Origin of the sequence: Vibrio fluminensis (genome assembly GCF_015278125.1) — a bacterium.
GTDB lineage: Bacteria > Pseudomonadota > Gammaproteobacteria > Enterobacterales > Vibrionaceae > Vibrio > Vibrio fluminensis.
Map to the genome: position 1 here is coordinate 61,621 of NZ_JADILO010000008.1, position 20,524 is coordinate 82,144.

The 20,524-nt window shown below is 44.4% G+C and carries 16 protein-coding genes; 8 read left to right on the forward strand and 8 right to left on the reverse strand.

The annotated features are described in order from the left end of the window. Positions 1–50 precede the first annotated feature (50 nt). From rbsB to IRQ95_RS07905, 6 genes are all read left to right on the forward strand, one after another. A complete protein-coding gene (rbsB, locus tag IRQ95_RS07880; protein ID WP_194436422.1) occupies positions 51–929 on the forward strand; it encodes a ribose ABC transporter substrate-binding protein RbsB in 879 nt (292 codons plus the stop codon). A 157-nt stretch (positions 930–1,086) separates the two neighbouring features. Further along, positions 1,087–2,004 carry a ribokinase gene (gene rbsK / locus IRQ95_RS07885; RefSeq protein ID WP_194436423.1) on the forward strand — a complete coding sequence of 306 codons (918 nt, stop codon included), beginning with the start codon at positions 1,087–1,089 and terminating at the stop codon, positions 2,002–2,004. A 15-nt stretch (positions 2,005–2,019) separates the two neighbouring features. Continuing rightward, entirely contained in the window at positions 2,020–3,021 is a 1,002-nt protein-coding gene (locus tag IRQ95_RS07890) for a substrate-binding domain-containing protein (protein ID WP_194436424.1), read from the forward strand. Between the two features lie 257 nt (positions 3,022–3,278). Next, on the forward strand, positions 3,279–4,448 hold the full coding sequence (locus tag IRQ95_RS07895) for a conjugal transfer protein TraF (protein WP_194436425.1): 1,170 nt from the start codon (positions 3,279–3,281) through the stop codon (positions 4,446–4,448). Positions 4,449–4,684: 236 nt separating this feature from the next. Next, complete coding sequence (locus tag IRQ95_RS07900) at positions 4,685–5,689, forward strand: TAXI family TRAP transporter solute-binding subunit (protein WP_123780169.1); 1,005 nt, start codon at positions 4,685–4,687, stop codon at positions 5,687–5,689. 102 nt (positions 5,690–5,791) lie between these two features. Continuing rightward, a complete protein-coding gene (locus tag IRQ95_RS07905; protein WP_194436426.1) occupies positions 5,792–7,906 on the forward strand; it encodes a TRAP transporter permease in 2,115 nt (704 codons plus the stop codon). 40 nt (positions 7,907–7,946) lie between these two features. Here IRQ95_RS07905 and IRQ95_RS22190 read toward each other — a convergent pair whose 3' ends face one another. Both IRQ95_RS22190 and IRQ95_RS22195 read right to left on the reverse strand, forming a co-directional pair. Continuing rightward, positions 7,947–9,104, reverse strand: a complete 1,158-nt coding sequence (locus tag IRQ95_RS22190) for an amidohydrolase (RefSeq protein ID WP_228481336.1) — start codon at positions 9,102–9,104, stop codon at positions 7,947–7,949. A 26-nt stretch (positions 9,105–9,130) separates the two neighbouring features. Further along, positions 9,131–9,865 carry an amidohydrolase family protein gene (locus tag IRQ95_RS22195; protein WP_228481337.1) on the reverse strand — a complete coding sequence of 245 codons (735 nt, stop codon included), beginning with the start codon at positions 9,863–9,865 and terminating at the stop codon, positions 9,131–9,133. Between the two features lie 186 nt (positions 9,866–10,051). Between IRQ95_RS22195 and IRQ95_RS07915 the strand changes: the two genes are divergently transcribed. Further along, positions 10,052–10,936 (forward strand): LysR family transcriptional regulator, encoded by an 885-nt coding sequence (locus tag IRQ95_RS07915; RefSeq protein ID WP_194436427.1) that lies wholly within the window; start codon positions 10,052–10,054, stop codon positions 10,934–10,936. A 45-nt stretch (positions 10,937–10,981) separates the two neighbouring features. Here IRQ95_RS07915 and IRQ95_RS07920 read toward each other — a convergent pair whose 3' ends face one another. Then, positions 10,982–13,042, reverse strand: coding sequence for a DEAD/DEAH box helicase (locus IRQ95_RS07920; protein WP_194436428.1), 2,061 nt, complete (start codon positions 13,040–13,042; stop codon positions 10,982–10,984). Positions 13,043–13,404: 362 nt separating this feature from the next. On the opposite strand from IRQ95_RS07920, the gene rnb reads away from it, so the two are divergent. Next, complete coding sequence (gene rnb, locus IRQ95_RS07925; RefSeq protein ID WP_194436429.1) at positions 13,405–15,420, forward strand: exoribonuclease II; 2,016 nt, start codon at positions 13,405–13,407, stop codon at positions 15,418–15,420. 975 nt (positions 15,421–16,395) lie between these two features. Here rnb and IRQ95_RS07930 read toward each other — a convergent pair. The 5 genes from IRQ95_RS07930 to IRQ95_RS07950 all read right to left on the reverse strand — a co-directional run bounded on the left by IRQ95_RS07930 (position 16,396) and on the right by IRQ95_RS07950 (position 20,284). Then, positions 16,396–16,641 (reverse strand): hypothetical protein, encoded by a 246-nt coding sequence (locus IRQ95_RS07930; RefSeq protein WP_194436430.1) that lies wholly within the window; start codon positions 16,639–16,641, stop codon positions 16,396–16,398. Between the two features lie 142 nt (positions 16,642–16,783). After that, positions 16,784–17,269, reverse strand: coding sequence for an acyl-CoA thioesterase (locus tag IRQ95_RS07935; RefSeq protein ID WP_194436431.1), 486 nt, complete (start codon positions 17,267–17,269; stop codon positions 16,784–16,786). A 150-nt stretch (positions 17,270–17,419) separates the two neighbouring features. Beyond that, the gene (locus tag IRQ95_RS07940; RefSeq protein ID WP_194436432.1) at positions 17,420–17,632 is read right to left on the reverse strand and encodes a hypothetical protein; all 213 of its coding nucleotides are present in this window, start codon (positions 17,630–17,632) and stop codon (positions 17,420–17,422) included. Between the two features lie 235 nt (positions 17,633–17,867). Beyond that, the gene (locus tag IRQ95_RS07945) at positions 17,868–19,298 is read right to left on the reverse strand and encodes a glyceraldehyde-3-phosphate dehydrogenase (RefSeq protein ID WP_194436433.1); all 1,431 of its coding nucleotides are present in this window, start codon (positions 19,296–19,298) and stop codon (positions 17,868–17,870) included. A gap of 530 nt (positions 19,299–19,828) precedes the next feature. Further along, positions 19,829–20,284 carry a dCMP deaminase family protein gene (locus IRQ95_RS07950; RefSeq protein ID WP_194436434.1) on the reverse strand — a complete coding sequence of 152 codons (456 nt, stop codon included), beginning with the start codon at positions 20,282–20,284 and terminating at the stop codon, positions 19,829–19,831. Between the last annotated feature and the right edge of the window lie 240 nt (positions 20,285–20,524).

A 20,524-nucleotide genomic window follows, 5' to 3' on the forward strand; every position in this document is an offset into this window, starting at 1 on the left:
AACTCACGAGCCAAGCTTGCTTGGCTCGCACGATACAAAGGACGATTACGATGAAAAAACTGGCAACTCTTATTTCAGCTGCGTTATTGACTTCAACCGTTTCAGTTGCTGCTCAAGCACAAGATACGATGGCGATTGTTGTATCAACGCTAAACAACCCATTCTTTGTCACGATGAAAGATGGCGCGGAAGCGAAAGCGAAAGAGCTCGGTTACGATTTGATTGTTTTGGATTCACAAAATGATCCAAGTAAAGAGCTTTCAAACGTCGAAGACTTAACCATTCGTGGTGTTAAGGCTATCTTGATTAACCCAACAGATTCGGATGCGGTATCAAATGCGATTCGTATAGCAAACCGTTCAGATATTCCTGTTCTGACTTTGGACCGTGGCGCCTCTCGTGGCGAAGTTGTGAGTCATATAGCATCAGATAATGTGGCTGGTGGTGAGATGGCCGGTAAATACATCATGGAGAAAGTGGGCGAGAAAGCGAAAGTGATTCAGCTAGAAGGTATTGCAGGTACATCGGCTGCTCGTGAGCGTGGTGAAGGTTTTATGAAAGCAGTGAAAGGCAGTGAAATGGATCTGCTTGCTAGTCAACCAGCAGATTTTGACCGTACTAAAGGTCTTAACGTGATGGAAAACCTATTGGCTGCGAACCCGAATGTTCAAGCGGTATTTGCTCAAAACGATGAGATGGCATTGGGTGCGCTACGTGCGGTTCAAGCTTCAGGTAAAGATGTACTCATTGTTGGCTTTGATGGCACCGATGATGGTATTGCAGCGGTGAATCGCGGCAAGTTAGGTGCAACTATCGCTCAACAGCCTGACTTAATTGGTGCGCTAGGTGTAGAAACTGCAGCAAAAGTTTTAAAAGGTGAGCAAGTAGAAAGCAGTATTCCAGTGCCGCTAAAAGTCGTTACTAAGTAATTTAGTCATTATGTGAGGCTTCCTGTTGGCGATGGGTTGGCAGGAAACCTCTCTTCAGTGAGTGGAGATAAGTTTTAATTCAGCATTGTGAGTATGTGCTTACTTAAACCTTTTTTCCTGAAACACAAAGGGTTGTGCAACAACCGAGGATAAGCGTATGAATAAGTTAGTGGTATTAGGTAGTGTTAACGCTGACCATGTTCTTCAAGTGCCTTCTTTTCCGCGTCCAGGTGAGACGCTTCATGGTCACAATTATCAAGTTATTCCTGGCGGCAAAGGCGCAAACCAAGCTGTTGCTGCTGCGCGCTTAAATGCAGATGTCGGCTTTATTGCCTGCGTGGGTGATGATTCTTTTGGTATCAATATTCGTGAGAGCTTTAAATTGGATGGCATCAATACCCAAGGGGTAAAAATGCAGCCCAATACTCCAACAGGTATCGCGATGATTCAAGTTGCGGCAAGTGGTGAAAACAGTATTTGTATTTCAGCAGAAGCGAATGACTGCCTGACAGCTCAAGCTATTGAAGCGGATCTACCTGCAATTCGTCAAGCTAAGTACTTACTTACCCAGCTAGAAACGCCATTAGAGGGCATTGAACGTGCGGTGCAAGTAGCAAAAGAGGCAGGGACCAGTGTAATTCTCAATCCTGCGCCGGCTAAGCAACTTCCTGAGAGTTTGTTGAGTAATATTGATGTGATTACGCCGAACGAAACCGAAGCGGAAGTGCTGACAGGTATTACTGTCGTCGATAGTGAAACGGCTCATCAGGCCGCCAATGCATTGCACTTGAAAGGTATTGAAATCGTAATGATTACCATGGGGGCACAAGGTGTTTGGTTAAGTCAAAATGGTCGTGGAGAACTCATTCCAGGCTTTAGAGTGGATGCAATTGATACCACTGCAGCGGGTGACACATTCAACGGCGCATTTGTCACTGGCTTGTTGGAAGATATGCCGATAGAATCGGCGATCAAATTTGCCCATGGCGCTGCCGCGATTAGCGTTACTCGCCTTGGTGCGCAGACTTCTATACCTCGTAGAGAAGAAGTCGAAGAGTTTATCGCCAAGCAATAGAAGGAGCTCGATAGCATGGCAACGATGAAAGATATTGCTAAGTTGGCGGGGGTATCAACCTCAACAGTAAGCCATGTTATCAACCAATCCCGATATGTGAGCGAAGAAATATCTCTTAAGGTAAATCAAGCCGCACAGCAGCTCAATTATACCCCTTCAGCTCTGGCTCGAAGCCTAAAGATGAATAGAACTCAAACCCTTGGTATGTTAATGACGACTTCGACCAATCCGTTCTTTGGTGAAGTAGTTAAAGGGGTTGAACGTTGCTGTTATCAAAAAGGCTATAACCTTATCTTGTGTAACACCGAAGGTGATCAGCAACGAATGAAAACGTCCATCAATACACTTTTACAAAAGCGTGTTGATGGGATGATCTTAATGTGTTCATCCTTAGAAGGTGAGCGTATTGATATCTTTGAAAAATATCCCGACGTTCCCGTTGTTGTGATGGACTGGGGACCGATGCTATTCGCGAGTGACAAGATCCAAGATAATTCATTACAAGGCGGTTATATGGCCGCCAAGTATCTCATTGATCAAGGTCATCGTGATATCGGTTGTATCACCGGTCCTTTGCATCGTCATCAAGCTCAAATGCGTTATGAAGGTTATAAGCGTGCATTAAAAGAGGTTGATTTAAAATTCAACCCTAATTGGATTGTAGAATCAAACTTTGAGAGCGAAGGTGGCTACGAAGCATTTAATCGTATCTACAGTAAAGGGCCATTACCTAGCGCGATATTTGTCAGCAACGATATGATGGCAATGGGTGTAATTAATGCTGCGCATGAGAAAGGGCTGTCAGTTCCGCAAGATTTTTCGATCATCGGCTACGATGACATTCAGATTGCGAAGTTTATGACCCCACCGTTGACGACAATCCATCAGCCTAAGTACCGTTTAGGGCAAGCGGCAGTCGAAACATTGCTAAGTAAACTCGAAGACTTATCTCGTGATGTTCAGGTGGTGCAGTTAGAGCCAACGCTTATCGAGCGGGGATCAGTACTCAAGATTTAAATGTGTTTTTGTCAAGCAAGGCGCCGTATTCACGGCGCTTTTTTTGTATAAAGCAGAATGGATAAGTTAAGTGAGCCATAGATATTATTATCTTTAACAAAATTAGAACTATTGAACTAGGACTCATTATTATAAAAAAGTTGCATTATTTTATGGTGTTTGATTTTTATAACTAATCATAAAGTTTAGTATTGTTGCCGCTCAGTTAATAGAAATTATAAATATATGGGCTGTAACAAACAATAAATGGATTAATTATGAAAAAAACAGTACTCGCAGTGGCATGTGGATTAAGTGCCATCTCAACCTCTTCACTGGCAGCATCCATTGTTGCCGACGCACGTAGTAACGCAATGGGTAATACCGGAGTGGTTTCTGCTGATTATCTATTAGCCCCATTCCATAACCCTGCGTTAGGCGCTCTGCATCGTGAAAATGATGATGTGGGCATTCTTATTCCAGCGATTGGCGTTAATGTGCATGACAAAGATGAGTCAATTCAGACGATTGATGATGCGCAGGATTTATATGATGAACGCTTCGCCAATACCGGGAGTGCAGCGCCTTCAGATGCCCTTGAGCTAGACAAGTTTATGGATGAATTAGAAGGTAATGCTCCAGTTGCTGCTACTGCTGGCGTTAACTTTGCTGTGGCAATTCCATCACGTGTTGTCTCGGTTAACTTATTTGCGGGAGGCTTTGCTGAAATTGTTGCTGCTCCTGAGATAGCGTCTGAATCCTCGGTACCGGGGTATAACCCAAATGATCCAACACACGTTGAGCAACGTTATAATAACTCGACTTACAATATTGTAGGGTTTGGTCTCACTGAAGTTGGTTTGTCATTTGCCAAGAGTTTTGAATTAGCGGGACAACAAGTTGCATTTGGTGTTTCACCTAAGTACCAAGAGCTTATCACTTACTCTGCTGATGGGCTGTTAGATGATTTTGACCTAGACAACTATGATGAAAGCGAAATGACAGACACTGCTTTCAATATGGACATGGGGGTCGCATGGCATGCTGATGCTTGGCGTGCGGGTTTAGCGCTTAAAAACTTATTCTCTCAAGAAATGAACACGAAAAATGATACGCTGACATACGAATTAAACCCTCAGGCGACACTTGGCTTAGGCTATGCAGGTGAGCTTTTCTCAGCAAGCGTTGATTTTGATCTAACGACACAAGAACGCTTTAAAGAACTGGACGATGATACACGCTTCTTACGTTTTGGTGTTGAGGCGAACGCATGGGGTTGGGCTCAACTCCGTGCTGGTTATGAAATGGATATGGAAGATACGCTGGATGATTCAATCACTGCAGGTATCGGCATCAGCCCATTCGATGTTGTTAGTCTAGATATTGCAGGCTCATACGCCGGTGAAAACCAGTTTGGTGCATCTGCTAATCTCGCATTTACTTTCTAATCTAACACGGACGGTGAGTGAAGAGCGCCTTGACTGGCGCTCTTTTTGTATACAAATGGCTCCTGTTAATATTTTGTTATCAATAAGTGGGAGCTAGATCCTTCCTTCACTAATTTTTATCGCTTACTTTATAAGCAATCCATTCATTATCTCTTTGTTTCATTGAGTTAATGAATAGGCGTGCAACGTTATGGCAAGCAGTAGTGATTGCCGATAGTTAACATGGAGAGTCACAGATGAAAATTAAGAAGTTGGCGCAAAGCCTTGCACTCACCGCAGCGTGTTTAGGCTTTACCAGCCAAGCACTAGCCCAAGATCGCAGTTACATTCTTGCTACTGCTTCAACAGGTGGTACTTACTACCCAGTGGGTGTGGCATTGGCAACACTGAGTAAAGTGAAGCTGACGCCAAAGTATAAGTTCTCTCTTTCTGCGATTAGCTCTGCTGGATCGGGTGAGAACGTTAAACTGCTTAATGAAAACGAAGCGCAGTTTGCAATCTTGCAAGGTCTGTATGGTGCATGGGCATGGAATGGTGAAGGACCGTACAAGCAGCGTCAGGAAGATCTACGTTCAGTTTCAATGCTATGGCAAAACGTTGAGCACTTTATTGTGCGCAGTGAGTTAGCAAGCTCTGGCACGGTAGAAGATCTGAATAACCTTAAAGATAAGAAGTTCTCCATCGGTAAGAAAAACTCCGGTACGGAAAACTCGGGTCGACAGATTATGAAAGGGCTTGGTGTTGATGCGGACAGCTTTAATCTCGCGCACATGGGTTATGGTGGCAGTGCGAGCGCGCTGCAAAATGGCACAATTGATGGTATGAATACTCCGGCAGGTGTGCCTGTTGGTGCGGTCACCCAAGCGTTTGCCGCTTTGGGCGAAGAGATTCAGATCCTTTCTTTTACCGATGAGCAGATCAAGCAAGCAAACGGCTCGTACAATCTTTGGACTAAGTATGAGATCCCTGCGGGCACTTACCCTGGCGTCGATAAAGTGGTCAATACCATTGCTCAGCCAAACTTCCTTGCGGTGCGCCATGACGTATCGGACCAAGATGTGTATGAGCTAACTAAAGCGATCTATGAAAACCTACCATTCTTACAAGGCATTCATAAAGCCACTAAAGCGATGGCACTAGAAAAAGCGATTGCGGGTTTGCCTGTTCCGCTTCACCCAGGTGCAGCAAAATACTACCAAGAGATGGGAATAGAAGTACCGGCTTCACTGATACTTCAATAAGTCCCGTTTCGTTAGCCAATTAACGCTTGGCTAACGCCAGTAATGCCTCAGTTGCAAGTTGTGCATTGAGGCATTTTGTCTCTCATTGTTAATGGAGTAGTTATGAGTGACGCCCAAGAAGTAGAGCTTAGTCAATTTGAGCTTGCAACGAGAAAAGATGTTAAATGGGTGACGGCCACCATTACAGTATTTGCTGTTGCGCTGTCACTGTTACATATCTGGTTTAATACCTTCGCTACCATTTCGGAATTATGGATATCAGCCACGCACTTTGCCGGTTTTGCGGTGATGTGTGCTTTACTCTATCCCGCCCATAGAAGCTTAATCCACAGTAAGACGGCACTAGCATTTGATGTTGTATTGGCACTAGGTGCAGTCGCATGTCTGATTTATCTGCCTTTGGCTGAAGATGCGCTCTATGAGCGCGGAGTTAAGTTTGTCACGAGCGATTGGGTATTTGCCATTATGGCAATTGTTATCGTGACGGAATTGATTCGTCGAACCATGGGGTGGTTTATCCCTGTTCTTATTGTTATCTGTTTAACCTATGTTGTCTGGTGGGGGAAATGGGCGACGGGTATTTTCCATTTTCCTGGTCTTAGTCTGGAAACTTTACTCTACCGCAGTTTTTACTCCTCCGAGGGGATGTTTGGGCCCATCGCGCGTATCAGTTGGAGCTTCGTGTTTATGTTTATCCTCTTTGGTGCGTTTTTAGTGCGCTCTGGTGTTGGGGATTACATTATTAACGTTGCGCGAGCGGCCGCAGGTAAAATTATCGGTGGGCCGGGTTTTATCGCAGTTATTGGTAGCGGATTGATGGGATCGGTATCTGGCTCAAGCGTTGCCAATACAGTGTCGACCGGCGTGATCAGTATTCCTTTGATGCGTAAGGCAGGTTTCCCGGCTAAATTTGCGGCAGGGGTAGAAGCGGCGGCGTCGACTGGTGGGCAACTTATGCCACCTGTGATGGGGGCAGGGGCGTTCATTATGGCGTCTTATACTCAGATTCCTTATGTTGACATTATTGCCGTGTCGTTTATGCCTGCTTTGATCTATTTTCTTTCAGTTGGCTTCTTTGTGCGTATTGAAGCCAAACGCAGTGGCGTACAGAAAATTACCGTATCAGAGCAGTCTCTGACTAAGGTGCTGATTTCAGGTTGGCACAACCTTATCCCTTTGGTCGTACTAGTTTGCCTTTTGGTACAAGGTTTTACGCCTACTTATGCGGCGGGTTTGTCGATCATCTCGGTTGTGGTCGCAAGTTGGTTTTCAAAAGAGCATAAAATGGGACCTAAAGCGATTGTTGAGGCAATGGCTCAGGGGGCGCGAAATATGGCGACCACGGCTGTTTTGCTGGTGGGGATTGGTTTGGTGATCAATGTGATCAGTACGACTGGTATCGGCAATACCTTCTCATTGATGATCGATAGTTGGGCTGGTGGTGATTTGCTGATCATGTTGGCTTTGATTGCGTTGGCTTCTCTCGTACTAGGGATGGGGCTTCCGGTAACGGCAGCTTATATCGTATTAGGCACACTCTCTGCGCCGGCTTTGTATAAGCTTTTAGCAGAGCATCAGTTGGAGGCGATGCTGGTTGCGGGTGAATTGCCAGAACAAGCGAAGGCGATCTTTATGTTAGCTGCGCCGGATAAGCTCGGGTTATTGGAAGCGCCAATGCTAGAAGTGACCGCTAATGAGTTAATCGCATTAGTGCCTGTTGACTTTATGAGCGTGCTACTTGAGCAAGCGTTAGGAGTTGAAACGGTCGCTCTAGCTTTACTTTCAGCTCACCTAATCATCTTCTGGTTATCGCAAGACAGTAACGTGACACCTCCGGTTTGTCTCACCGCTTTTGCTGCCGCGACGATAGCGAAAACCCCACCTATGCGCACGGGGTTAATGGCGTGGAAGATTGCGAAGGGGCTTTATCTAGTACCATTGCTCATCGCGTATACCGGACTGGTATCGTGGGATATCGGACACGTATTACAAGTTGGTCTACTGGCGATTATTGGTACCTATGCATTAATTGCGGCAATCGAAGGCTATCTAGAAGGACCACTCAACTGGGCAATGCGCGCAGTAATGCTGGCTACAGGGGGATGCTTAGTTTGGCCAGGTATTGATTTGATAATCAAACTGGTTGCGGTGATGGTGTTTGTGGCGGGTTTTGTTTATAGCTCGAGAAGTTATTCGCAATTACAGGCGACAAGCTAACAAGGTGAAGGGAGCGATTTTCGCTCCCTTTGTTTAGCGTTTACATTGCGCTGATTACTTTTTGGAATAGTAGGCTTGTCTCACATACGTCGTGGTCATGATCGTGATGGTGCCCATGCTCTCCTTGGTGTTGATTTAGTGCATTTAATGCGGTTTGAGTGGTTTGTGTCATTTGCATACCTGCATTACTTTGGCTGATAGGGTGCACTTTACCTTGATAAATGGTTGCCTGAATATTGATCTGATTGATCTCTTTTGGTTGGACTTGGTAAGGGCTTTGCTCTAGCACGGTAAAATTCGCTTGTTTACCGATATCAATACTGCCTACTTGATCTTCAAGACGTGCCGTATAAGCGGCGTCGATGGTGATAGCTCGCATCGCTTCATCGACGGAAATACGCTCTTGCGGCCCCATTACTGTTTCTCCCGATAGACCGATACGGTTGACGGCTGCCCAGACCAAACTCAGTGGCTGAGCTGGAGCCATAGGTGCATCGGAATGGAGAGATAACAAGCCGCCTGCATCGATAAATGAGCGCCCGCGTGCCATCACTTCAGCACGCTCAGCTCCGACACCATTTGCACTGTAGTTCTCTGCCAAAATATGAGTGTAATAAGGGTTAACGCTGAAATTAGACCCTTGTTTCACTGCTCTCGGAATATCATCGACGTCCGTGATGCCTAAGTGATGAAAACCTGTGCGGTGATCGCTGCGTGGATATTCAGCATTAAGTTTATCGACGATATCGATAGCCGCTTCAAAGCCTAAGTCACCGTTTGCGTGCACCATTATGGTGTAATCATCATGCCAGTAGGGGCGCATGCTATCTTCAAGCTCTGCGGGTGTTTGTAACCACTCACCATGATGACCATCGATATAACCATCTTTTAGCTGCATTAATTGGCTATACATCGCACCATCGGAAAACAGTTTGATGTACTTCGGTAACCATTGAATTTGTTCAATTGATGCGAATTGCACAGTTTGCTGCTCAGCAAGTTGCTTGCCTTTTTCTGCATCGTAACCTGCCATGGAGTATGTAAAATTACCTGCAGGGATCAACCAGTAATCCATCGGTAAGCTTTCATCCAATAGGATATTAGTCATCTGTTGATACATATCAGGTGTGATGATGACGCCTGGATCGACCGCTGTCGTTATACCGCCTGAGTGAATATAGTCTTTGGTACGCTCCATTCCCGTAGCGAAAGTTCCGCTCTCTATTAAGAATTTAAGCACGTCGGCGAGGATGATCTTAGCCCCGTTTCATACGCGTGCCCTTTATCCCAATGCAGGTGAGCATACGCTGCGCTATCACCTTGCCAATCCGCTTCTTGCCAGCCGAACATCGCTAGGGCGGCAGAATTAAAATAGATCTCATGAAAACTGCGGTGCCAAACGATAATCGGACGTTCAGTCGAAATGGAATCGAGCAGTTCACGGCTCATATTTTCGCCGTGGAAATATTGATGATAACCCCAAGTGATCAGTGGCTGTCCCTTTGGCGTGTTGGCATTCAGTTCGTTTAGACGTTGCATATATTGTTTTTCTGTTTGCACGCCTTTGGCTTCGCCATGAGGTAATTTCCAATCTGCTGGAGTGATAAACTCCGTGCCCATTAGAATGCCGCTGAGCCAGATATGAAGATGAGGTTCAACAAAACCTGGGGTCAGTACGCTGTTTTGATATATGTCGTTAATTAGGAGATTGGTGTGCTTGGCATATTTTGATGTGAGCTGCTCTTGCTGACCCACATCAATGATGATGCCATTTTGTACCGCGACAGTATCAACGTTATCGCTGTATTGATCGCTCATGGTAATTAACTGATCGGCAACGAATAGAGTAATGGGTGCATCTTGACTGGGTGTCTGAGCATCTTCGTTATCAACCATTTGACTGCAGCCTACAGAGACTAAGATCCCCAAAGTTAAAGTAGATAGAGCGAGTTTTTTCATAGGTCACCTTTTCATGTCGTTATCTCAATGATTAGCATGTGTGACCCAAATCCTTAGGAATACTGCGTTGCTTCAAGCATTCACCTAGCCAATCTATGCAACTACTTTATCAGGATATAAACTAACCAAATAATACAAGATGATGGGCTAAATCCATCATTTGTCCAATTGTCTATGGGAGGTTAAGTGTTTTCTTTTGAACATTTGGCGGCATTTTGCGCAACGGTAGAAACGGGTAGTTACAGTCAGGCAGCACGTAGGCTAGGTAAGGACCGAACCACGTTACGTGAGCAAGTTAAAGCGTTGGAAGATAGTTATGCGCTGACTTTGTTTACAATTGAAGGCAAAAAGGCGCTGCTCACTCCAGCAGCCCAAGAGTTATATAAACAAGCCAAATTGTTGGTCATTAACAGTCAGCAGCTCAATAATCGTATGCTGAATAGTTACAAGCAGGAGCTGAGTTATTTCGATATTTACCATGATGTCATGCTTTCTCCTCAACGGATTGCTCGCCTCGATCGAATGATCGTGGAAAGATTGCCAAATTTGAGAGTTAACTGGTTACATCGAAAAAGAGAAGATGTACTGCAAACCATTACAGATAATCACCACCATCTCGCTTTGTTGCAGTATCGTCTGGTTAATCTTCCTCAGCACTCGGTGCGTTTTATTAATTTAGCGAGTGATGAGTTTGCTTGCTATTGTAATCCCCACTTTCACCTAGCATTGACTGATACGGTGGAGCTAGGGGAGTTACAACTGGCTAAGCAATTTATCAGTGAGGACCACTTTAACAATATGCCGGAGCTGCTTGCTGTTTCGAGTAACATTCGCGTAATCAGCCAGTCCGACGTGCTGCTTGAGTTGTTAAAAAGAGATGGTTGGGCGATTTTAAGTCAAGAAGCGGCGGCGCCCTTATTAAAGCGCGGAGAGCTTGTGAGGCTTAATGTGCACGAATTGATTAAAGCATTAACTTTGGGTTTTGCGTTTTACTATTCTACTGCTATTGCGGACTCACAAGAAATAGCGATATTAGTCAACATATTGCGCGATGAAATGGTTCTATCGTAATTAAGGTATAAAAAAACCGGCGCAAGCGCCGGTTTTTTTATTTGATTAGTCTTCGTTACGACGACCATGACCACGTTCACCACGGTGGTTACCACGATGATCGCCACCACGGTTACGGTCGAAACGACGCTCGCCACCTTCGCGGTTGCCACCTTCACGGTTACCGCGGTAGCCACCTTCGCGGTTGCCGCCTTCACGGTTACCACGGTAGCCGCCTTCGCGGTTGCCACCTTCACGGTTACCACGGTAGCCGCCTTCACGGTTGCCATCGCGGTTACCACGGTAGCCACCTTCACGGTTGCCATCACGGTTTCCACCTTCGCGGTTACCACGGAAGCCACCTTCGCGGTTGCCACCTTCACGGTTGCCACGGAAGCCACCATCACGACGACCGCCGTCACGACGACCACCTTCACGGCGACCACGAGGTTCGCGGAAATCATCAAAGTCACAGACTACTGCGCCTACGTCTTTTTGACGGATACGTAGTTTGCTTAGTTTACCAGCAGTTTCTGAGTCCATCGCTTTAGGAAGCTGAACGTAAGTTTGACCTTGGTCTAGTTTGATAGCACCGATAGAACCTTTAACTAGGCCTAGTTCGTTTGCTAGTGCACCAACGATGTCTTTAACTTGAACGCCTTGCTCACGACCAACTTGCAATTGGTAAGTATCCCAATCTTGCGTGTTGAAGCTACGGCCACCTTCACGACGAGCGCCATCACGGCCACCTTCGCGACGGTCTTGACGACGTTGCTTATCACGAGCAATTGCTTCAACCATTGGGTCTTCGCCAATGTAGAACAATGGACGCTTGCCTTGTTGACGTTTAAGAAGAATCGCAGCAAGAGTTGAAGAGTCAATCTCTAGAGTCTCTTGTAGCTTTTCAACTAGCTCAACAAATTTTTCTAGTGCTTTGTGTTCTTTTTCTGCTTCTAGCTCAGCACCTAGTTTAACTAGACGTGCTTCAGCTACTGCGTCACGTAGAGGCAGTTGGATTTCTTCCATAGAAGACTTAGTTACGCGCTCGATAGTGCGTAGCATACGAATTTGGTTAGTGCGAACGAGAAGAATCGCTTTACCTTGACGTCCAGCACGGCCAGTACGACCGATACGGTGGATGTAAGATTCCACATCGAATGGGATATCGTAGTTGAATACGTGAGTGATACGTGGAACATCAAGACCACGTGCCACAACGTCAGTTGCAACTAGGATGTCGATAACGCCATTTTTAATGTGATCAACAGTGCGCTCACGTAGAGACTGAGGAATATCGCCGTGTAGTGCTGCTGCTTTGAAGCCGCGAGCAGATAGCCAATCAGCTAGGCGCTCAGTATCTTGACGAGTACGTACGAATACGATTGAAGCGTCAGTTTCTTCAGTTTCTAGTAGGCGAGACATTGCCTCGTCTTTCTCTACACCTTTAACAACCCAGAATTGCTGCTCTACTTTGTCTACAGTGTGGTTCTTACCTGCAACGTCAACCATTACAGGTTCACGTAGGAAGCGCTCAACAATGTTTTTCAGCATTGGAGGCATAGTTGCAGAGAAAAGAACGCGTTGTGCAGATGCAGGAGCGTGCTCCATAATTGCAGTTACGTCATCAACGAAGCCCATGTTAAGCATTTCATCAGCTTCATCTAGGATGAAGGTGTTTACTTCGTCAAGGTGTAGACGGTCACGGTTGATTAGGTCTTGAACACGGCCAGGAGTACCTACGATCACGTGAGCACCGTTTTTAAGAGCGCGCATTTGATCAACGATAGAAGTACCACCGTAGATTTCTAGAACTTTAAGGCCAGAGATATTTTGACCTAGGTTCTTCATTTCTGCTGCAACCTGAATCGCTAGCTCACGAGTTGGAGCAAGTACGATCGCTTGAGGTTTACGTTGAGAAAGATCGAGTTTGTTCAATAGCGGAAGAGAAAAAGCCGCTGTTTTACCTGTACCTGTTTGCGCTTTACCTAGAGCATCAGCACCGTCAAGAAGGTGCGGAATTGCCGCTGCTTGGATAGGAGTTGGAGAAACAAAACCCATGCTATCAAGAGCTGAAAGGATTGCGTCATTTAGTGCTAAATCACTAAATTGAATTACAGTATCTGTCATTGGGATCCCATTAACAAAAAAAAACAAAAGGTCCCACGAGCTCTACCAATTCCAATACCGATCCAGATTGAGCTGATTCCATTCAGATGCGGATAAGTGTTAAATCGCATCAAGCCGCTAGGGACATAAGGGATGCGGATTATTCACCAAAAGCACAAAAAAAGCCAGAAAAAATTGAATTTCATCACAAAAATTTCTTCCAAATGGCAATTTTGACTCTTTTATCATCACAGAAGCGACGATTTGCGTTGAAAGTGCTCAATTTTGCCAACGCGATCGGTTAACAAACGCGTGCTTTTTATAGATTGGCAGTATTGCGAATGCTATAGTGTGCGCAATTTTACAAGTGATATAGAGTTAAGATGTTTCAAGACAACCCGCTACTGGCTCAGCTAAAGCAGCAAATCCAAGAAAACCTACCGAAGAAGGAAGGCACGATCAAAGCAACAGAAAAAGGCTTTGGTTTCTTAGAAGTGGATAGCAAAACCAGCTTCTTTATTCCGCCACCGTACATGAAAAAATGTCTGCATGGCGATAAAGTTAAAGCGATCATCCGTACTGAAAATGAACGTGAAGTTGCAGAGCCGGAAGAGCTACTTGAACAAGGTTTAACTCGTTTCATTGGTCGTGTGAAAATGTTCAAAGGCAAACTGAATGTTGTTCCAGATCATCCGCAGTTGAAAAAACAATCACTAAAAGCAAAAGTGAAAAAAGGTCTGAATCCAAATGACTTTGCTGAAGGTGACTGGGTTGTTGCGCATCTTGTTTCTCACCCTTTAAAAGGCGATAACGGTTTCTTTGCGGAGATTGCTGAAAAGATCACGGATGCTGCTGATAAAATTGCACCTTGGTGGGTGACGTTGGCACAAAACGATTTGCCAAACAGCGAGCCTGCTGGTATCGACAATTGGGAAATCAAAGACGACGTTGATCTTGAACGTGTCGATATGACGCATGTTCCGTTTGTCACTATCGATGGTGAATCAACCAAAGATATGGATGATGCGCTATTCGCTAAGAAGTTAGACAATGGCGATTTTGCTCTGACAATAGCCATTGCTGATCCGACTGCTTATATCACTCCTGATAGCGAGATGGACAAAGTAGCGCGAGAGCGCGGCTTTACTATTTACTTACCGGGTCGCAATATCCCAATGCTACCGCGAGATCTTGCCGATGAACTTTGTTCTTTGATGCAAGATCAAGTACGCCCAGCTTTATGTTGCACCGTGACTGTAAGTAAAGATGGCGTCATTGGCGATGATATTAAGTTCTTCGCGGCTAATATTAAGTCTCACGCTCGTTTGGCTTACGACCACGTATCGGATTGGCTTGAGAATGGTGAGTCACCAGTGTGGCAACCAAGTGAAGAGATTGCGCAGATTGTTCGCGACCTTTACGAATTTTCATTGGCTCGTGCCGACTGGCGTGAAAACAACGCAGTTGTATTCCCAGACCGACCAGATTACCGTTTCGAATTGAGTGAAGATAATGATGTTATCGCCATTCATGCCGATATGCGTCGTAGCGCAAACCGCTTGGTTGAAGAATCCATGATCACTGCCAATATTTGTGCGGGTAAAACATTGCGAGCAAGTTTTGGCTCAGGCGTGTTCAACCATCATGCGGGTATTAAACCCGAGAAGATTGCTGAAGTTATCGAAATGGTGAACCCTGAAGGTGAATTACCATTTACTACTGAATCAATCGCAACGCTTGAAGGCTTTGCTGCATTGCGTCGTTGGTTAGGCGAGCAAGATAGCAGTTACTTCGATAATCGTATTCGTAAAATGCAGACCTATAGTGAGATTGGCAATCAGCCTCTACCTCATTTTGCAATGGGGTTAGATATCTACGCTACGTGGACATCACCGATCCGTAAATACGGGGATATGATCAACCACCGAATGCTAAAAGCGCACATCTTAGGTAAAGAACCGGTGCAACTGGCAGACGAAACTGTTGGTGAAGAGCTAGCGCTGCACCGTAGATATCACAATATGGCAGAGCGCAATGTTTCGGATTGGTTATATGCGCGCACTCTAGCCGATGAACCCGCGAAAGGTACGAAGTTCAATGCTGAGATCTTCGATATTAATCGTGCAGGTATGCGTGTCCGTCTACTGGAGAATGGTGCAGCCGCGTTTATTCCTAGTTCATTGATTATGGACAATAAAGAGCGAATCGAATGTAACGCCGACAATGGTAGCGTTTCAATCGACAAGCAAATCGAGTTCCGTTTAGGTGATACTTTGGAAATTGTATTGGCTGAGGTGAATCAAGAAACCCGTAGCTTAGTTGCTAAACCAACCGCAGTATTCGCACCACTTGAGGTTGCATCGAATACTGATCAAGTAGCGGAAACACCAGCAGAGTAAGCTTAATCAGCAGTACTGTAAAGATTGAGATCCCCTAAATTGTGCAAACGATTTAGGGGATTTTTTTATGATTTAGCTCAACAACGGGCAACGTCAATTGATGTGAACGCGAGCCAAGAAATCGTCTTTTCTTGAAACTATCCATAGCACAACGTAAGGCACTTCCGCTATTTTTACTCAGTGGCGTCAGGCTAGATAATTAAACTATCGTGCGGTTTGAGTATTCTGATTTTAAGATTAAAGCTCAAAACGTTTAGATAGAGATGAAAATATCTCAATATAAAAGATGATTCTGAATGGATTTATTGGCAATTTTAATAAAAACAATGACTTGAAATTAATTTATGGTTGTTAATAGGATTTATCAAGTTAATTAACTTGGTGATAAAAAATGCGATTCTTGTCGCAATGTGGTTGCTTTCTGTAAAGTATTGATACACACTACGATTGTTGGTTGAGGTTCTAAGGCATTACAGAATTATCGTCGAGTGTACGAGGTTTGATTAGCAATTAGTTCCAAACCTAAAAGATTGTCCAAGCCTTATTTATTCTTGATTGTCGGAGGAGACTAAATCTTGAATAGATGAGGTTATAACAATGATAAAGGCGACCTTACGGCCGCCACTTGTATTGCTTGCTTAACGTTCTTGGTTTGGCCGCCGATCAGTTAAGTAACATACAAATTTGGTGTTACGCATAGCTGGCTGTTAGCTAGATTCCTTACTTTCACAACTAACAGTTTTTGTAACCTGCCTGAGTTTAAGCTCAGGCTTTTTTATTTTTGATGTCTACACACTTCACCTTAATTCGAGGTGAACGTTTGCGTGCAGGTTCATAATAAAGATACAGCCTCTTCAGATGTAGGTTCGACAGTATGGAATGCGATGAAGTACGCATAAACGATTGATATCTGTGTAGTTGAGTGAAAACTAGGGGGAAATAATTGCGATTTAATCGGTTTTTGGACGCTAGGCTTTAAAGCTCTCGGCTAGAGGGTGCACAACCAAGATATTGTAATAGAACATAAAGACTTTCTTGAGAAAGTGCTACGCGTCGAAATAGATCGGCAAACACAGCGTCCCCGCCAAAACATGCTTGAATGTAATGATTGATTTGTTGGTCATCATATCCTTCAACGTACATGGTTCTTACCCATTGATACTCAACCGATTTGGTGTTGACTAGGGTGTTTTCATCCAGTGTTGTATCTTTGACAGCCAAGCTTCGATCCTTTTAGAACATTAAGAAGTTTGGATTTAATCAAATATTGATGAAAGAAAAATGACAATACGTAAACTTTGACTCAGTTTTAGCAGGCTGCCATGATTCGCAGCCATTCATTTGGTCGAGTAATAACGTTCTGTTATTTGAGGTATTTGACGTGTGCTTGCATCTCTTCGCCAATTTGCTTGCGCATATTCATTAGGCGTATTGCGGACTCGCGTAACTCAATATCTTCCGGCTGAGTTGGCACCCATTCAGGAACTTGAGTTGGCTTCCCTTGTTCATCTACTGCTACCATGATAACGATACAGTGAGTCGTTAGGCGATTGGCCAATTCTTTGGGATCGCTAGCTTGCACATCAATGGCAATATGCATAGAGCTGCTTCCGGTATAAATAACTTTGGCACTAACCTCGACAAGGTTGCCAACGTGGATTGGAGAGACAAAGCGGATACCGCCGGCATACGCTGTGATACAGTACTTACCACTCCAACCCGCAGCACACGCGTAAGCTGCTAGGTCAATCCATTTCATGGCTGCGCCACCATGAACTTTACCACCAAAGTTGACATCACTTGGTTCAGCTAAGAAGCGTAAGGTTACTTCTCGTTGTTGCTTGCTCATCGCTTCACTCCTTTGATTCTTAAGTATTGTTATTACCCATACAATATCGCACCTAGAACAGAGTCTGGGATATTGTTTTGGTTTACATAAATATAACAATACTTTAGCTAAAGGATCTATTGCTAGTGTCGCAAACCCGTTGGTTGGTTTCTACTTTCGTACTTCTTCGAATTCACCCTCAATAACGTGAGCGTTATTTGTTGCTGGTTGAGCTTGGGAAAATTGCGCTTTTTCTGCTGCTTTTACCAGTCTTCTACCCGTGATAGCACCTAGGATAGTCAATGGTATTGCAATTAAAAGGCTACCGATTAGAACGAAGAAGCCAGTGATTAAAGCGATAAATGTTGTTAATACACGAGTCATACTTGTTTCCTCATTGATTGTTCAGTCGTTGTAAAGTGCTTAAAAAAGAATTGACGACGAATGAGTGTAACTAGAATAAGTCAGAGTAGATGAATCGAAGATGAATGTGAAGTTCAGTAACAGTAAGTTTGTGTAAAAAAGCCGCCTCAATCGAGGCGGCAAAGTCAGAGCGTTTACCCCTTCCGATATAAGTCGGTTAGGGCAATTTATAATCGTTATGTTGTGGAGTCATTTATTAAGGCAGTGTTCTATAACGCACGCCCATCATTTGTTCCATGCAGTGTACAACCTGGCAGCTATAACCAAACTCGTTGTCATACCAGATGTACAATACACAACGTTTGTCTTGTGCAATGGTTGCCGCGCCGTCAACCACACCAGCGAAACGAGATCCAACTAGGTCAGTCGAGACGACTTCAGTTGAATCAGTGTAATCGATTTGACCAGCAAGCTCTGAATTAAGCGCCATTTCACGTAGGTAAGTGTTTAGTTCATCACGCTCTACGGTATTGTTGAGATTAAGGTTTGCTACTGCCATAGACACATTAGGTGTCGGAACGCGAATGGCATTGCCTGTTAGCTTTCCGGCAAGTTCAGGTAGAGCTTTAGAGACCGCTTTGGCTGCGCCTGTTGATGTCAGTACCATATTCAACGATGCGCTACGACCACGACGCTCCCCACTGTGGAAGTTATCGATCAGATTTTGATCGTTAGTGAATGAGTGGACCGTCTCAATATGGCCAGAATCAATACCATAACGGTCGTTGAGTGCCTTGAGCACCGGCGTGATAGCGTTAGTTGTGCAACTCGCAGCGGAGATAATCGTATCTTCCGGCTGGATTACTTGTTCATTAACACCAAAGACTACATTCTTGATATCGCCTTTGCCTGGCGCCGTTAGAAGAACTTTTTGTGCACCCTTAGAGCTTAAGTGTTTGCTTAGTCCTTCTGTATCGCGCCAAACGCCTGTGTTGTCAACGATTAGCGCATCATTAATACCGAACTGAGTGTAATCCACATCTTCTGGTTGATTCGCGTAGATGACTTGAATGTAGTTGCCGTTAGCAATGATGGCTTTGCGTTCTTCATCAACAACAATGCTACCGTTGAATTGTCCGTGCACCGAATCGCGGCGCAGTAGACTAGCGCGTTTTTGTAGGTCGCCGTTCTTACCACCTCGAACCACAATTGCTCGAAGACGCAATGGGTAGCCCGGACCACTCTTTTCAACCAGTAAGCGAGTCAATAGACGGCCAATACGACCAAAGCCGTAAAGCACTACATCTTTAGGTGTACCGACACCTTCGCCATTCATAGCAGGAACGAGTGCCGAATGAAGAAAGTCTTTTAGTGCGTGTGCATCGTCATGAGCTTGCCAGTATTTATCGGCTAACTGGCCAATATCTATCTTACATGGCGACAAAGGCATATCAGCTAGCGCTTGAATAAGAGGTAAGGTCTGAGTTGGGGTGAGTGCGATACCACTGTAGTGGCGAGATAGTCGGTGAGTTTTAATGATATCGATAGTGGCTGCGTTAACGAGGGTTTTGCCGAACAGTAGAACTTCTACGCCTTTTTGACGGTAAAGTTGACCGAGGATAGGAGAAATAGTTTCAGCAATTGTTTGGTTCGTTTGCCAGTCAAGAAGATGTTTTTCAGGACTCATTGAACTTAGGACCTTTTCACGTTTGGGTTGAGCTTCCACTCCAACGAAATAGATATTTGGAGTAGTGAATTTGTTGTAATTTTTATGTGGCGGAAGTGTAAAGGTCGAATGCTTATTCTGCTAGGAAAATTAAATCTTGTTTTATCTTAGTTTTTTCAACTAATTATGGCCGATTACCGATTGGTTTTTGCGCTAAAAAGAGGATTGACTTTTAGAATTTGACGAGCTTATTTTTTTATTAAAAATACTGATTCGACCTTTTTAGTGTAATGAAGGAAATAATTGCTCAATTAAGTGTGATTTAATTTAAGTTTTCAACATGTTTGGTAATAGCTGGGGTATGAAAAAATAGATAAGAAGGAATTTTTGTCACCAGAGAGCGTTTATGGAAGATGGTTTGGTTCGTGATGGTCTATATATGCGATCGACATCACTATGTAATGCGCAATAAACCTTACTAGTGATGAACACGAGTGAATGAATAGGTTAAAAGAAGAGATTGCGCTGCGGGCAACACAGCGCATTAACTACTAGCGAGCAGATTGACCAAGGTCATCAAGAGGCAGCCAGTTAACTTTTACGCCTGCTTGTAAGAACATTTCTTGGCTGACTTTAATTTTATCACCCCAACGAGAGAGAAAATCAGCGGTTTGTTCAGGGCAATGGACCGCTGAAATGCCAGTTTGAATGATCTTCGCGGCGCAGTTTGGACAAGGGAAATGGGTTACCCAAATTTCGCAACCATCTAAGTCACGTTTAGCAAATAGAATCGCATTCTCTTCAGCGTGCAATGTTTTGAGGTATTTCATTTCGCGTTCGTCGGTCGTCGCGCTGTCTGAAATGCCATGTGGATAGCCGTTGAATCCAACCGATACGATTCGATTTTGTTTTGTAATCACAGCGCCAACTTGCGTTGATGGATCTTTACTCCAAGAGCCAACAAGTTCTGCCATTTGGTAAAAGCGTTGAGCCCATTTTGAGATCATTTTGTTTCCTCAACCAGATATTTACTATAAAGATGAAATTAGCGGCAAAATTTTTGATTCGCCAAGAGCATATTATGCCAATTTTCTTGCCGTTAGTACCCTGTTTGCGGCTTTGTTGATAATAAATAGAGGCTTTTGATGAAAGTACTCGGATATATACTTTGGCAACTTGTCTGTTTCAGCTGTGAGAGATCTCTTACATGGACGTGAGAAATGATGGGATTCTCTGTGCAGATAAAT